Annotated in this window: 13 protein-coding genes and 2 pseudogenes; 10 read left to right on the top strand and 5 right to left on the bottom strand. The window is 65.2% G+C overall.

The window, feature by feature from the left end; all coding sequences use genetic code 11:
• Positions 1–512: 512 nt before the first annotated feature.
• On the top strand, positions 513–803 hold the full coding sequence (locus H7K34_RS21495; protein ID WP_108925979.1) for a CDGP domain-containing protein: 291 nt from the start codon (positions 513–515) through the stop codon (positions 801–803).
• 23 nt (positions 804–826) lie between these two features.
• On the opposite strand, the gene H7K34_RS21490 is transcribed toward H7K34_RS21495, so the two are convergent.
• The 3 genes and pseudogenes from H7K34_RS21490 to H7K34_RS21480 all read right to left on the bottom strand — a co-directional run bounded on the left by H7K34_RS21490 (position 827) and on the right by H7K34_RS21480 (position 3,963).
• Positions 827–1,429, bottom strand: coding sequence for a hypothetical protein (locus tag H7K34_RS21490; protein ID WP_264064053.1), 603 nt, complete (start codon positions 1,427–1,429; stop codon positions 827–829).
• Positions 1,430–1,446: 17 nt separating this feature from the next.
• Positions 1,447–2,676, bottom strand: a complete 1,230-nt coding sequence (locus H7K34_RS21485) for a serine hydrolase domain-containing protein (RefSeq protein ID WP_264064052.1) — start codon at positions 2,674–2,676, stop codon at positions 1,447–1,449.
• Positions 2,677–2,779: 103 nt separating this feature from the next.
• A pseudogene (locus H7K34_RS21480) lies at positions 2,780–3,963 on the bottom strand (acyl-CoA dehydrogenase).
• 36 nt (positions 3,964–3,999) lie between these two features.
• Between H7K34_RS21480 and H7K34_RS21475 the strand changes: the two are divergent.
• The 6 genes and pseudogenes from H7K34_RS21475 to H7K34_RS21450 all read left to right on the top strand — a co-directional run bounded on the left by H7K34_RS21475 (position 4,000) and on the right by H7K34_RS21450 (position 9,381).
• A complete protein-coding gene (locus H7K34_RS21475; RefSeq protein WP_264064051.1) occupies positions 4,000–4,362 on the top strand; it encodes a DUF3054 domain-containing protein in 363 nt (120 codons plus the stop codon).
• Positions 4,363–4,369: 7 nt separating this feature from the next.
• Positions 4,370–5,314: an SAM-dependent methyltransferase gene (locus tag H7K34_RS21470; protein WP_264064049.1), complete on the top strand. Its 945-nt coding sequence runs from the start codon at positions 4,370–4,372 to the stop codon at positions 5,312–5,314.
• 17 nt (positions 5,315–5,331) lie between these two features.
• Entirely contained in the window at positions 5,332–5,820 is a 489-nt protein-coding gene (locus H7K34_RS21465; protein WP_372510834.1) for a GNAT family N-acetyltransferase, read from the top strand.
• Positions 5,817–6,917 (top strand): LLM class flavin-dependent oxidoreductase, encoded by a 1,101-nt coding sequence (locus tag H7K34_RS21460; protein WP_264064047.1) that lies wholly within the window; start codon positions 5,817–5,819, stop codon positions 6,915–6,917. Before H7K34_RS21465 ends, H7K34_RS21460 begins: the two co-directional genes overlap by 4 nt.
• Complete coding sequence (locus H7K34_RS21455; RefSeq protein WP_264064045.1) at positions 6,914–8,029, top strand: LLM class flavin-dependent oxidoreductase; 1,116 nt, start codon at positions 6,914–6,916, stop codon at positions 8,027–8,029. Before H7K34_RS21460 ends, H7K34_RS21455 begins: the two co-directional genes overlap by 4 nt.
• Positions 8,026–9,381 (top strand): annotated as a pseudogene (locus H7K34_RS21450) (NtaA/DmoA family FMN-dependent monooxygenase). The gene H7K34_RS21455 and the pseudogene H7K34_RS21450 overlap by 4 nt, the downstream one beginning before the upstream one ends.
• Here the strand turns inward: H7K34_RS21450 and H7K34_RS21445 are convergent.
• Both H7K34_RS21445 and H7K34_RS21440 read right to left on the bottom strand, forming a co-directional pair.
• On the bottom strand, positions 9,356–9,691 hold the full coding sequence (locus tag H7K34_RS21445) for a YnfA family protein (RefSeq protein ID WP_264064044.1): 336 nt from the start codon (positions 9,689–9,691) through the stop codon (positions 9,356–9,358). The pseudogene H7K34_RS21450 and the gene H7K34_RS21445 sit on opposite strands and share 26 nt — an antisense overlap.
• Positions 9,688–10,440 (bottom strand): MBL fold metallo-hydrolase, encoded by a 753-nt coding sequence (locus H7K34_RS21440; RefSeq protein ID WP_108925990.1) that lies wholly within the window; start codon positions 10,438–10,440, stop codon positions 9,688–9,690. The genes H7K34_RS21445 and H7K34_RS21440 overlap by 4 nt, the downstream gene beginning before the upstream one ends.
• A 29-nt stretch (positions 10,441–10,469) precedes the next feature.
• Between H7K34_RS21440 and fgd the strand changes: the two genes are divergently transcribed.
• The 3 genes from fgd to H7K34_RS21425 are packed head-to-tail and all read left to right on the top strand — an operon-like array spanning position 10,470 to position 14,701.
• On the top strand, positions 10,470–11,480 hold the full coding sequence (gene fgd, locus H7K34_RS21435) for a glucose-6-phosphate dehydrogenase (coenzyme-F420) (protein WP_264064043.1): 1,011 nt from the start codon (positions 10,470–10,472) through the stop codon (positions 11,478–11,480).
• Positions 11,473–13,560: a phosphate acetyltransferase gene (gene pta, locus H7K34_RS21430; protein WP_264064042.1), complete on the top strand. Its 2,088-nt coding sequence runs from the start codon at positions 11,473–11,475 to the stop codon at positions 13,558–13,560. The genes fgd and pta overlap by 8 nt, the downstream gene beginning before the upstream one ends.
• The gene (locus H7K34_RS21425; RefSeq protein WP_264064041.1) at positions 13,553–14,701 is read left to right on the top strand and encodes an acetate kinase; all 1,149 of its coding nucleotides are present in this window, start codon (positions 13,553–13,555) and stop codon (positions 14,699–14,701) included. Before pta ends, H7K34_RS21425 begins: the two co-directional genes overlap by 8 nt.
• Positions 14,702–14,783: the final 82 nt, after the last annotated feature.

Below are 14,783 nucleotides of genomic sequence, written 5' to 3'. Positions count from 1 at the left end.
TCCCAGGCATCCCCGGGACACCAATGCGGGGGTGGTCCCGGGTCGGCCCGAGCTGGGCTTGCAGAACCTAATCCAGCCAACCCGAAACCCGCGGCCACCATGGCTGTTGCTGCAACGCTTGCGAAGTTCTTCATACCAATAATCTTACTTAGGCTAACTGTGTACAAGATATGACAACTTCCGTTTTCAATTGTCTACCAACATCTTTCGCGTTCATTTTCTCGAAAAGATTTCGTGTGCGGGTCATTTCGTAGCGACGACCGACGTAGCCGGCATGACCCACGGGTCGTCGTGGTTACCCCGCTTACCCTGGCCCGCGTCGATCAACTGGCGGCAATCGGAGCGCGGTTGGCGACCGAAATTAGTTGCCGAGCTTGCCGTAACGTGCCCGCGTGAGGCGATCGGGCTGTGGGAGCGTGGCTCGCCCACGGGGGGTTTCGTCCACGGAGAAATCCGTGTTATCGCCATTGATGAGGCTTGCGGCCTCCAACGAGCGGTAGTCTCAATTGAGCATGAAGCAATTCATCGTTCCAGGACTGGCTGCCACGCTGATCGCCGGCGCGCTGATCGCCTCCGCGCCCCCGGCCAATGCCGCTTGCCAGTTGGGCGGAGTTGCTATCAGCAAGTGCGATGGCCCCGTCCAGCCCGACGGCACCTGGCAGCGTTGCGTGGTTTTCCCGCCCACTGGCGGACGTGACGGTTCCCCCGTTTCCGTCACCAACACGGACTGTCAGACGCTGGGTCCCGACCAGCACCCGTGGGGCCTTGCCTTCAACGACCCACCGACGCACATCGACGACTAGCTGCTAACGGCTGCTGAGCCCGCTCACGGCCACACGGATGCGGTGCCCTTGTAGTTCCCGTTCAACGCCGTGCAGAAGTCCGAGTTGGTTCCGGCGAGCAACACGCTGAAGTCGCCCCCCTTGTTGTCGAATGTCTGTGGGGGATAAGCCCATCCGCTGTTGCACATTTGCGTGGGGCTGCCCATCGACGGCCTGCGCCAATTGGACATCTCGCAAGCCTTCATCGCGACGACGTCCGGGTAAGCGCTCTTGGCGATCACCAGCATGGCGCCTCCCCATTTACCGTCATTGCGGCGGTAGGCGCGCGCCCCGAATCCGGCGTTGTCCTTCTGGCACGCCAGCGCACGCTGCAGCGCCATGAAAGGTAAGGCGAGGTCGCGATCGCTGATACCAGCTGCGGCAGCGATGAATTGAGCCGCATCCGGTCCGTCGACTTCCTGGACGTTGGGATCGTTGAGGCTCTTGAGTTGCTGCGACATCTGCGACGCGGCGCCTCCGCCGCCGATGATGGGCCCGCCGTTGGTGGCCGTCATCGGTGGCAGCGTGCCGGTGGGATCGGCGACGGCGGTAGGCACGGCCAACGCGCCCAGTGCCAGCGTGCACGCAGCGATGATTCGAATCCGCATACTCAGATCTCCTTCGCTCATCTCCCCGGCGGCATCGGTGGGGCAGCGTTTGGAGCCACCACCGCACCGATCTTGCGGAACAGTATGTCGGCCTGGTTACTGTAGTTGCCCTGGTCGTCGAACGCCTCCGGAGCGTAGGTAACCGCGACGGCGATCGCGATCTTCTGGGCCGGCAGGTAGGCCTCGACACCCGCGCACCCGGAGAACAACGGATTCTGCAGCAGCCAATCGCCCGAGGTGATGATTCCCAGACCGTAGGTGTAGCCCTCGTTTTGGTCGAAGCAAGTCGGGCAGCCCGGTTGGGTGTGCGTCTTGCCGCGCAGCGCGGTCGACACCATCTTCTTGTACGAGTCCGCCGAGAGCAGCTTGCCCGAGCCGACCCCGACAGCGGTGGCTTCCATGTCGAAGATGTTGGTGGTCTGAATGGCGCCATGGGTGATGGTCCAGGACGGGTTCCAGTACGTGGACTCTTCGTAGAACGGTGTCCCGGCAGGGATTTTGAGAGCCTTGCGCCGCTCGGAGCTGAAGGTATGCAGGACGGGCCAGGGTATTTCGGGTGTATCGGAGTTCGTGGTGGATTTCAGGCCCAGCGGGCCCAGTACCTCGTTGCCCAGCAGCGTGGGCATGTCCTGACCGGTGGCCTTCTCCAGCGCCAGCCCCAGCAGCACGTAGTCGGTGTGCGCGTAATTCCAGTTCGTTCCCGGGTCGTAGAGCAGCGGGCGCCCGGAGATCTGGGTGAGAATATCTTGAGTTGTCGTCTGCTGGAACGGATTTGCGTATATCTGATTGTCGAACTGATCATTTCCGATGACGTAGTCGGGGTAACCGGCCGTCATCTGTGCCAGCTGCCCCAGCGTCACGCGCCCGGCGTTGGGGAAGTCGGGCAGCCAATTCGACAACCAGTCGTCGAGGCTCAGCTTTTTTTCGTCGACCAGCTTGAGCAGCAGCGTCGACACGTAGGAGATCGCGACCGCGCCGTTGCGGAAGTGCATGTCGGTGGTGGCCGGCACTCCGGTCATCGAGTCGCCGATGGCCTGGGTGACGACTTCCTTGCCGTCCACCGTGACGCGAATGATCGCGGCCTTCAGGTGCGCCTGCGTCATGAAGGTCTGCACCACCCGCATCACGGCGTCGGACCTTGACTTGTCGGCGGAGTTCGCTTGCGAGGCCGTCGGTGGCGACTGATGCCCGCAGCCAAGCATCACCGAAGCAATGACCAGACACGCGACCCAGCGCAACAACCGCATGCCTGAGTCTTGCAGCCAGGTGTGCTACCCGTCGACCAACGAGTGCAGGATGTGGCGGGTCTGCGGCCGGAGGTATCAGCCGTCCCGCCGTCGGGTGCTGCTGTCAGCGGAAGGCGTCGCTACCGGTGAAAGCCTGGCCGAGCACCAGCTGATGCATCTCCGGGGTGCCTTCGTAGGTCAGCACCGACTCCAGGTTGACCATGTGCCGGATGACCGGGTATTCCAGCGATATCCCGTTGCCGCCCAATATGGTTCGAGCGGTCCGACAGATCTTGATCGCCTCGCGGGTGTTGTTGAGCTTGCCGAAGCTGACCTGTTCGGGGCGCAGCCCGACGGTGTCCTTGAGACGCCCGAGGTGCAGCGACAGCAGCTGCCCCTTGTGCAATTCGACGGCCATGTCGACGAGTTTCGCCTGGGTCAACTGGAATCCCGCGATCGGCCGGCCGAACTGAGTGCGCTGCGTCGCATACTCGAGCGCGGCCTGCCACGCCGTGCGTGCCGCTCCCATCGAACCCCAGGCGATGCCGTAGCGCGCCTCGGACAGGCACGACAACGGCCCACGCAGACCCTTGGCTTCGGGCAGCATCGCGTCGGCGGGTAGCCGCACGTCGTCGAGCACCAGCTCGCTGGTGATCGAGGCGCGCAGCGACAGCTTGTGGTGAATCGTGTTGGCGGTGAAACCCGCGGTGCGGGTGGGCACGATGAATCCGCGAATCCCGTCGTCGGTGTTGGCCCACACGATCGCGACGTCGGCGACCGACCCGTTGGTGATCCACATTTTGCGCCCGTTGAGCACCCAGTCCGAACCATCTTGTCGCGCATGGGTTTTCATCGTGGCGGGGTCGGACCCGGCGTCGGGTTCGGTGAGCCCGAAACAGCCGAGCAGTTCGCCGGCGGCCATGCCGGGAAGCCACTGCTGCTTTTGCTCCTCGGAGCCGAAGTTCCAGATCGCGAACATCGCCAGCGATCCCTGCACCGAGACCATCGACCGCACCCCGGAGTCGGCGGCTTCGAGCTCGATACAGGCCAGCCCGTAGTGCACCGACGAAGCACCGCCGCATCCATACCCGTCCAGATGCATGCCGAGCAGCCCGAGCTGGCCGAACTCCTTGCCGAGTTGGCGCACCGGCAGGTCGCCGACCTCGAACCATTCCGCGATGTGCGGGTTGATGTGCTCGGCGCAGAACTTTCTGACCGTGTCGCGCACCGCGATCTCATCGCTGGACAGCGAGGCATCCAGGCCAAGGGGTCGTCTCGGTTGAACGCGGGAGGTTTGTGAATGCTCATGGACGTCAGCTTGCCACCTTTGGGTACTCTCGCTGCATGCAGCGGTTGGGGTGGCTCAGTGCAGACGTGGTGAGCGTCCTGGTGTTCTGCGCGATCGGACGGAGCAGCCACGCCGAAGGCATCACGATTGTCGGCCTCGCTACGACAGTCTGGCCGTTTCTCACCGGAACCGTCGTCGGATGGTTACTCTCCCGAGCTTGGCAACGGCCCACCGCGGTGGTTCCCACCGGTCTGATCGTCTGGGTGTGCACGGTAGCGATCGGCATGTTGTTGCGCAGGGTCACCTCCGCAGCTGTAACACCGGGTTTCCTGCTGGTGGCGTCGGTGTTCACTGCGCTGCTCTTGGTTGGCTGGCGAGTCGCCGTCGGGCTGACCCTGCGGCGCCGCTCCAACGTCTGACCCGCCGATGGCGCGGACCGACGACGACACGTGGGGCCCCGACAGCGGCGTCGGCATGACCGCGACATTCGGGGCGGTCGCGAGGGCGCTGGCCACCAGCAGGGGGCTGATCAACGACCCGCTCGCCGAGCAGTTGGTGCGCGCCGCGGGGGTGCAGTACTTCGCCCGGATGCTGGACGACCAGCGGTATGCGGACGACGGCGGCGATAACGCCATCATCAGCGGGCTCATCACCTTGCTGGGGGTGCACACCCGGTTTCTGGACGAATTCCTGGCCGCCGCCGGTCGCGGGGGCATTCGCCAAGTGGTGATCCTGGCCTCCGGTCTGGATACCCGGCCATATCGGATGTGGTGGCCGTCCGGTACGACGGTGTATGAGATCGATCAGCCGGACGTGATCGATTTCAAGACCGCCGTGTTGCGCCGGCTGGGCGCCGAGCTGACCGCGAACCGCCGTGCGGTCGGCGTCGATCTGCGGCGAGATTGGCTGACGGCTCTGCAGCGGGTGGGTTTCGACGCCGCCGAGCCCACGGTGTGGATTGCGGAGACGTTATTGATCGGGTTCTTGCCCCCCGACGAACAGAACCGGTTGCTGCACGACGTCTCGGCGGCCAGTGCGCCGGGCAGTCGCTTCGCCGGCGATCACCTGCCCACCCGGAGCCCATTTCAGCTCGAAGCTGCGCAGTCGTTCGTCGATACCTGGCGGCAATTCGGTCTCGACGTCGATCTGGCCGGACTGACGTACCCAGGCGAATACCGCGCTGTCCCGCGGTCTCTGGCGGATCACGGTTGGCAGGCCGTCGAAAGAAACGCTGCCGATTTGTTCACCGCGATTGGAATGGGCACCCGATGGCGGGGCACCCCCGATGACTACGCGATTACGCCCCGATATGTCACCGCAACGCGATCGGCCGGGCCCGGGGCGCGACGCGGCCGGAATGCATCCGCCTGATAGGCGTTAGAGGTGAGGTGGTGTCCAAGACCGCGCTCCGGTTCGTGAAGGTCGCGTTGGACGACGCGTTGGCGCAGCCGTTGCTGGTGGAGCTGGCCGAGGAGTACGCGCAGCGCTACGACAGCGCAGCACCAACGGTGTTGGCGTGGCTCAAGGACAACCCCTCCGACGAGTTCGCGCCACCGGACGGGGGCATGTTGATTGGTCTACTGGACGGCCGCCCGGTTACCGGCGGCGGCTTTCGGCGCGTTGACGCCGAGACGGCCGAGCTCAAGAGAATCTGGACCGACAGCGCGCATCGCCGCCGTGGATACGCAATGGCACTGCTGGCCGAGCTGGAAGCCGAGATCGCGGCGCGCGGCTACCGCAAGGTCTATCTGATGACCGGCAACCGCCAGCCCGAGGCCGAGGAGCTGTATCAGGCCACCGGATACACCCGGTTGGACGAGCCGCTGCCGTCTGAAGGCCCCGTTTTCCCGATCGCGTTCCAGAAGTGGCTCACATGACCGGGCAGCAACTGGGTCTGGGCGTCGCGCTGGACGGATACGGCTGGGACCCCCAGGCGTGGCGGGCCACACTGGCCTCCGATCCCCACACACCATCGGCACTCAGCGGAAGCTATTGGGCCGGGCTCGCGGCCACCGCCGAGCGCGGCCTGCTCGACTTCCTCACCATCGACGACAGCTTGATGCCGCAGCCCGGCCGCCGCGAGCGAATCGACCCGAGGCGGCTGGCCGGTCGCGGCGACGCCGCGCTGGTTGCCGCCCGTATCGCGCCGGTGACACGTCACATCGGTTTGATTCCGGTCGCGACGGTGACGCATACCGAGCCATTCCATATCTCCAAATCCATTGCCACGCTTGATTATGTCTCGCGCGGCCGGGCCGGATGGCAGCCTCGCGTCAGCTCGACCACGCATGAAGCGGCTTTATTCGGCCGCCGCGACGGTTCGCCGGAGGGCCTCTTCGAGGAGGCCGTCGACTATGTCGACGTGGTGCGCCGGCTCTGGGACAGCTGGGAGGACGACGCGATCATCCGCGACGTGACGACCGGCCGCTACGTCGACATCGACAAGCTGCATTACATCGACTTCACCGGAAAGTTCTTCTCGATCAAGGGCCCGTCGATCACGCCCCGTCCGCCGCAGGGCCAACCGGTGGTGGCGGCGCTGGCCCACCTGGGACCGGTGTATGAATTCGCGGCTGCCAGTGCTGATCTGGTGTTCATAACACCCCACGACGAAGCTGCGGTTCGCCGTATTCTGGACGAGGTCCGCGCGGCGGGCGGTGCTGGGCTGAAGGTCTATGCCGACGTGCTGGTGTCGTTCGGCGGTGTGGGCGATCCCCGCTCCGATGCCCTCAACTTCACCGGGGGGCCAACGGAATTGGTGGACCTGCTGCAAAAGTGGCGGCGCCTGGGCATCGACGGCGCACGGTTGCGACCGGCCATCAACGCCACCGATCTGCCGGTGATCGTCGACGAGGTGGTTCCGCTTTTGCAGCGGGCCGGGCATTTCCGCACCGGCTATCAAGATGGCGAAACGCTGCGCGCCCGGCTTGGATTGCCGTTGGTTCCCAACCGATACTCGGCGGTCACGCGATGACGCCGCTTTCGATCCTGGATCTGGCGCCGGTGAGTGCCGGCAGCGACCCGGCGACGGCGTTGCGCAACACCATCGACCTGGCCCAGCATGCCGAGCGGTGGGGCTATCGGCGGTACTGGATCGCCGAGCACCACTTCGTCGCTGTCGCCAGTGCCGCGCCGGCAGTGCTGATCGGGCAGATCGCGGCCGCTACCAACACGATTCGGGTGGGCGCCGCGGCGGTACAGCTGGGATACACCACCGCCATCGCGGTGGTCGAGAGTTTCGGCATGCTCGATGCGTTCTATCCCGGACGCATCGATCTCGGCGTCGGTCGGTCCGGGCAACGCCGCTCCGACGAGAGCAAACCGAAAAAGCCGAGAGAATCGCGGCCGCCGCGGGTGTGGCACGAGGTGGACGGCGTGGTGGTTCCGACGCCGTTCGACCTGCGCGGGCTGCTCGACCTCGAACAGTTGCAGTCGACCATGGGAATTCTGCAGCAGCCGGAGGCGGTATCGCCGAACTTCGCCGAGCAGCTCGCAGACATTCTGGCGCTCCTCGATGGCACGTATCACATCGGCAAGTTCGATCTGCATGCGGTTCCCGGCGAAGGAAGTGGGCTGCGGCCGTGGATCTTTGGTAGTACCAGGGGGCAAAGCGCGCGGGTTGCCGGTGCGTTGGGATTGCCGTTCGTGGCCAGTTATCACATCACGCCGGCGACCGCGCTGGAGGCGATTGAGGCCTACCGCGACACGTTCGTGCCATCGGCTGCGCTAGCGAAGCCGTATGTGGTGGTGTCCGCCGACATTGTGGTCGCAGACGATAGCGATACTGCACGACGGTTGGCCGCGGGCTACGGCCATTGGGTGTACTCGATCCGAACCGGTTTGGGTGCCATGCCCTATCCCGATCCAGATGACTTGCCGCCGCTGACCGAAGAGCAGCTGGCGGTGGTAAATGACCGATTAGCAACGCAATTCGTCGGAAATCCGGACGAGGTCGCGCAGCGATTGCGAGCCCTGCAGCGGGTCACCGGAGCCGACGAACTCGTCGTGACCTCGGTGACTCACCGCCACGAGGACCGGCTGCGGTCGCACGAGCTGATCGCGCAGAAGTGGGGGTTGAACGAGTGAGCACACGAGAGGGTAAGCACCGCAAGCCGATTCACCTGGCCGCTCACTTCCCTGGTGTCAACAACACCACGGTGTGGACCGATCCCACCTCGGGCAGCCAGATCGAATTCGACTCGTTCGTCCACCTCGCTCGCACTGCCGAGCGGGGGCTGTTCGACTTCTTCTTCCTGGCCGAAGGGTTGCGACTGCGTGAGCACCGCGGCCGGATCTACGACCTCGACGTGGTGGGGCGACCGGATACCTTCACCGTGCTGGCGGCCCTGGCGGGCGTCACCGACCGGATCGGCCTGACCGGTACGATCAACACGACATTCAACGAACCATTTGAAGTGGCAAGGCAATTCGCTACTCTTGATCACCTGTCCGGCGGCCGCGCCGGCTGGAACATCGTCACGTCGTCGGACGCCTTCACCGGAGCCAACTTCCGGCGCGGCGGCTTCCTGAACCATGCCGACCGCTACCGACGGGCCGAGGAGTTCCTCACCGTCGCACGCCGATTCTGGGACAGCTGGGCACCTGAAGCAGTGCTGGCCGATATCGAAAGCGATACGTACATAGACCCTTCCGGGATTCACGCGGTCGAGCACGAGGGACCGGACTTCAACGTGCGGGGGTTCGCGACGCTGCCAGTGGGGCCGCAGGGTCATCCGATCCTGCTGCAGGCCGGCGACTCCGCCGACGGCCGCTCCTTCGGCGCGTGATATGCCGACGCATTGTTCACCCTGCATGGCTCCCTGGAGGATGGCCAGCGCTACTACGCCGACGTCAAGGGCCGCGCACACGACGCCGGTCGAGACCCCAACCAGCTCAAGGTTTTTCCGGCTGCGACCTTCGTTCTCGGCGACACCGAGGGCGAGGCGCAGGATAGGGCGCGCCACATTCGCTATCAGCAGGTCAGCGGTGCCACAGCGATCGCGATGCTGGAGCAGGTGTGGGGTCGTGAGCTCTCCGACTACGACCCGGACGGCCCGCTGCCCGAATTCGATCCGGTCGTGGACAGCGATATCACCCAGGGCCGGGTCCGTCACGTCGACCCGGTCGCGGTGGCGGGCGGTTGGCGCGAACGTGCCAAGGCTGAGAAGTTGTCGATCCGTGAGCTGATCATCGCCGTCACCAGCCGGGAGCAGTTCATCGGCACAGCCACCCGGATCGCCGACGAGATCGACGAATATATCCAGGCCGATGCCTGCGACGGGTTCATCCTGGTGCCGCACCTGACGCCGCACGGTCTCGACGAGTTCGTCGACCGGGTGGTGCCGTTACTGCAGGAGCGTGGCGCGTTCCGCTCCGAGTACACCGGCGAGACATTGCGAGATCATTTGGGGCTCAGTGAGTTCGCGGCGCATACATGATGACGGCCACGCCCAGCAGACAGATCAGCGCACCGGTGACATCCCACCGGTCTGGGCGAAAGCCGTCGAAACCCATGCCCCACAACAGCGAGCCAGCCACGAAGATACCGCCGTACGCGGCCAGGATGCGACCGAAATGGGCGTCGGGTTGCAAGGTGGCGACAAAGCCGTAGGCGCCCAATGCGATGATGCCCCAGCCCACCCACATCCAGCCGCGATGTTCACGCATTCCCTGCCACACCAACCAGGCGCCGCCGATCTCGAACAGCGCCGCCAAGATGAACAACGCGATCGACTTGGCAACTGTCACAATGCGCCTGCTTTTTCCAGTGCGGCATTTGTCGCTTCGCGGATCGGGCCGCGCCACAGCGGGCCGTGACCCGGTGCCAGGACTTCTGTTTCCAGCAGGGCCAGCGCGGACAGGGTTCGGATGCAGTTCTCCTGGCTGTAGCTGAAGATCGCCGGCAGCAATTGTGGCCCGTCGTGGCGAATCAGCGGGTGCCCGGTGATCAGCGCATCGCCGCTGGCCAGCACGCCGTCAACCAGGTACGAGCAGTGACCTCCAGTGTGGCCGGGGCTGAAAACGGGCCTCGGGTGGCCCGGCAGTGTCGCGGCAACTTCGGGCGTCAGCGGCGTGGTGGTCGGGATTCCATCGCGGATCAACCCGCCGCTGCGCACCACGTGGGCGGTCCACACCGCCCACCGGGGCCGCCAAATTCGCAGCGCGAGATCGATGACCGAGACCTGTTCCAGGTACTCGCGCTTGGCGTGGCCGACCTCGTCGGCGTGGCAATAGACCGGCGTGCCGTGCTCGCTGGCGAACCAGATCGCTGAGCCCAGATGGTCGATGTGCGCGTGCGTCAGCAGGATGGCGCGCACGTCGCCGGCGCCGTAGCCGAGCTCCTTCAGCGAGGCCAGCACGGCCTCCCGGTCGCCGGGATAGCCGGCGTCGATCAGCATCACGCCAGTGTCGTCGGTGACCAGCGTCCAGTTGACCGCCTCACCCTGAGCGAGGTGCACGGTGTCGGTGACTTGAACAAGTGTTGGCGCTGCAGCCATGCCCAACACTGTAGGAGTAGAAAGAACGGGTGGCTGAACTGAAACTTGGATACAAAGCGTCTGCGGAACAATTTGCACCGCGCGAGCTGGTGGAACTGGCGGTTGCCGCCGAAGCGCACGGCATGGACAGCGCCACCGTCAGTGACCACTTCCAGCCGTGGCGGCACAAGGGCGGACATGCTCCCTTCTCGCTGGCCTGGATGACTGCGGTTGGCGAGCGCACCAAGCGGCTCGTGCTGGGCACGTCGGTGCTCACCCCGACCTTCCGGTACAACCCCGCCGTCATCGCCCAAGCCTTCGCCACGATGGGCTGCCTGTACCCGAACCGCATCTTCCTGGGCGTTGGCACCGGCGAAGCCCTCAACGAGATCGCCACCGGCTACGAGGGCGAGTGGCCGGACTTCAAAGAGCGCTACGCGCGGCTGCGCGAGTCGGTGCGGCTGATGCGCGAACTGTGGCTCGGCGACCGCGTCGACTTCGAGGGCGAGTACTACAAGACCAAGGGCGCCTCGATCTACGACGTTCCCGAGGGCGGTATCCCGATCTACATCGCCGCGGGCGGACCGCAGGTGGCCAAGTACGCCGGGCGCGCGGGCGATGGGTTCATCTGCACTTCCGGCAAGGGCGAGGAGCTCTATAAGGACAAGCTGATCCCCGCGATGCGCGAGGGTGCCGAAGCGGCGGGCAAGAACCCGCAAGACGTCGACAGGATGATCGAGATCAAAATCTCCTACGACACCGACCCCGAATTGGCCCGCGAGAACACCCGGTTCTGGGCGCCGCTATCGCTGACCGCCGAGCAGAAGCACTCCATCGACGATCCGATCGAGATGGAGAAGGCTGCCGACGCACTGCCAATCGAGCAGATCACCAAGCGCTGGATCGTGGCGTCGGATCCCGACGAGGCCGTCGCCAAGGTCAAGGACTATGTCGACTGGGGCCTGAACCACCTGGTGTTCCACGCGCCCGGTCACGACCAGCGCCGGTTCCTGGAGCTGTTCGAAAAGCATCTGGCGCCCAGGCTGCGGCGACTTGGCTGATACCGCTCGAGCTGCGTCGGGGATCTACATCGCGGCGCCCGAGCCAGAGACCGGCAAGTCGACGATCGCGCTCGGGCTGCTCAACCGATTGACGGCGACGGTCGCCAAAGTCGGTGTGTTCCGGCCGATTACCCGGCTCGGAGAGGATCGCGACTACATCCTGGAGTTGCTGCTGACCCGTACCACCGCGGGCCAGTCCTACGAGCAGTGCGTGGGCGTCACCTACCAAGAAATCCATGCCGATACCGATGCCGCGATCGCCAGCATCGTCGACGCGTATCACGCGATGGCACAGGCATGCGACGCGGTAGTGATCGTTGGCAGCGACTACACCGATGTCACGGGTCCCGCCGAACTGTCGGTGAATGCGCGCATCGCGGTCAATCTCGGCGCGCCGGTGCTGCTGGCGGTGCGGGCCAAGGGCCGCACGGCCGATCAGGTCGCCGGGGTCGTCGAGGTGTGTCTGGCCGAGCTCGCCGCGCAGCGCGCCCACGCCGCGGCGGTGGTCGCCAACCGGTGTGACCCGGCCGAAGTGGGCGCCGTTGCCGAAGCGCTGCACATGTTCACGACCCCCGGCTATGTGCTGCCCGACGAGCCGCTGCTGCTGGCACCGACGGTGGCCGAGTTGCAGGAGGCCGTGCACGGGACGCTAGTCAGCGGCGATGCCGAGCTGGTCGGACGCGAGGCGATGGGCGTGCTGGTGGCCGGGATGACCGCGGACCACGTGCTGGAGCGACTGCGCGACGGCATGGCGGTGATCACGCCTGGTGACCGCTCGGATGTGGTGCTGGCCGTCGCGAGTGCCCATGCGGCCGAAGGGTTTCCGTCGCTGTGCTGCCTGATCCTCAACGGCGGCTTCGACCTGCATCCGTCCATCTCGGCGCTGGTGTCCGGCCTGCGGCTGCGGCTGCCGATCATCGCCACCTCGCTGGGCACCTACGACACGGCCAGCGCGGTCGCCGCGGCCCGGGGCCGGGTCACCGCCAGCTCGCACCGCAAGATCGACACCGCCGTCGAGCTGGTGAACAGCCACATGGACGTCGCGGATCTGATTACACAGCTGGCTATTCCGATTCCAACCGTGACGACCCCGCAGATGTTCACCCACCGGCTCACGCAGCAGGCGCGGATGAATCGCAAGCACATCGTGCTTCCCGAAGGCAACGACGACCGGATCCTCAAGGCCGCCGGGCGGGTGTTGAAGCGCTGCATCGCCGACCTGACCGTTCTGGGCGAAGAGGCTCAAATTCGTTTGCGCTCTGCGGAACTCGGCGTCGATCTAGACGACGCGACAATAATCGACCCGCGCGACGAAGAACTGTGCAGCCAGTTCGCTGCGCAGTACGCCGAACTGCGCAAGACGAAGGGCATCACCGTCGAGCAGGCGCACGAGACCATGCACGACGTCTCGTATTTCGGGACCATGCTGGTGCACAACGGCATGGTCGACGGCATGGTGTCCGGCGCCGCCCACACCACCGCCCACACGGTCCGCCCGGCGTTCGAGATCATCCGGACCGTCCCGGACGTCTCGACAGTGTCCAGCATTTTCTTGATGTGCCTGCCGGATCGGGTGCTGGCCTACGGTGACTGCGCGATCGTCCCGGATCCCACGCCCGAACAGCTGGCCGACATCGCGATCAGCTCGGCGCGCACCGCCGCGCAGTTCGGCATCGAGCCAAAAGTAGCGATGCTGTCCTATTCCACCGGCGACTCCGGAACCGGAGCCGACGTCGACAAGGTAAGGAAAGCAACGGAATTGGTGCGTGCCCGGGATCCGCAGCTATTGGTCGAGGGGCCGATCCAGTACGACGCCGCGATAGAACCCTCGGTGGCCGCCACCAAGCTGCGCGACTCGGCGGTGGCGGGTCACGCCACGGTGCTGATCTTTCCCGACCTCAACACCGGCAATAACACCTATAAGGCGGTGCAGCGCAGCGCGGGGGCAATCGCGATCGGCCCGGTGCTGCAGGGCTTACGCAAACCGGTGAACGATCTGTCTCGCGGCGCGCTGGTCGAAGACATCGTCAACACCATCGCGATCACCGCCATCCAGGCGCAGGGGGTCGAGCGTGGCTGAGGGCACTGTGCTCGTCATCAACTCCGGCTCGTCATCACTGAAATTTCAGCTGGTGAAACCCGATTCGGGTGACGCGCTGGCGGGTGGCGTCATCGGGGAGATCAGCGAGCCGTCGGGGCGGGCCGCCGACCATGAGGAGGCGTTGCGTCTCGCGTTCCAGCAGTTGGCCGAGGACGGCATAGACCTGAGGTCGGGAGGGCTATTGGCGGTCGGACACCGAGTCGTACACGGGGGCGAGGCGTTTTACCGTCCGACGCTGCTCGACGACGAGCGAATTGCCGACCTCGAGAAGCTGTCAGCGCTTGCTCCGCTGCATAATCCGCCCGCGGTCCAAGGCATCAAGGTGGCACGAAAGCTGCTGCCCGACGTCGCGCACGTTGCCGTGTTCGATACGGCCTTCTTTCACAACCTGCCCGCGGCGGCCGCGACGTACGCGATGAATCGGGAGCTGGCGCAGCGATACCAGATACGCCGCTACGGATTTCACGGCACGTCGCATCGGTACGTCAGTGAGCAGGCCGCCGCATTCCTGGGCAGGTCGCTGGACAGCCTGAATCAAATCGTGCTGCACTTGGGCAATGGCGCTTCGGCATCGGCGATCGGCGCCGGCCGGCCGGTCGACACGTCGATGGGTCTGACTCCGCTGGAGGGCCTGGTGATGGGCACTCGCAGCGGCGACATCGACCCCGGCGTCATCAGCTACCTGTGGCGCACCGCCAACATGGACGTGGACGCGATCGAGTCCATGCTCAACAACCAGTCGGGGGTCTGGGGTCTGGCCGGAGAGCGCGACTTCCGCAGACTGCGCTCGATGATCGAATCGGGCGACAGTTCAGCACAATTGGCGTACGACGTGTTCATCCACCGGTTGCGCAAGTACATCGGTGCCTACCTGGCCGTGCTGAGGCACACCGACGTGATCAGCTTCACCGCCGGGGTGGGTGAGAATGATGCCGCGGTGCGCCGCGACGCGCTGGCGGGGCTGGAGCAGCTGGGGGTGGTTCTCGACGAAAGCCGCAATCTGGCTGGAGGCAAAGGCGCACAGCGGATTTCCGCCGATGATTCGACGATCACGGTGCTGGTGGTCCCGACCAATGAAGAACTCGCGATCGCCCGCGACTGCGCGTCGATTGTGCGCTGACGGCTTGGAATGCGCGCCTACGGCGCCCAGCACGCACACTCGGTGAGCTGTGGATAGATGAAATCACGTCCGGCCTGAACGT

Origin of the sequence: Mycobacterium montefiorense (genome assembly GCF_025823255.1) — a bacterium.
Taxonomy (GTDB): domain Bacteria; phylum Actinomycetota; class Actinomycetes; order Mycobacteriales; family Mycobacteriaceae; genus Mycobacterium; species Mycobacterium montefiorense.
The sequence above is the reverse complement of the archived record's forward strand: the minus strand, read 5'-3'. Positions and strand labels throughout refer to the sequence as shown.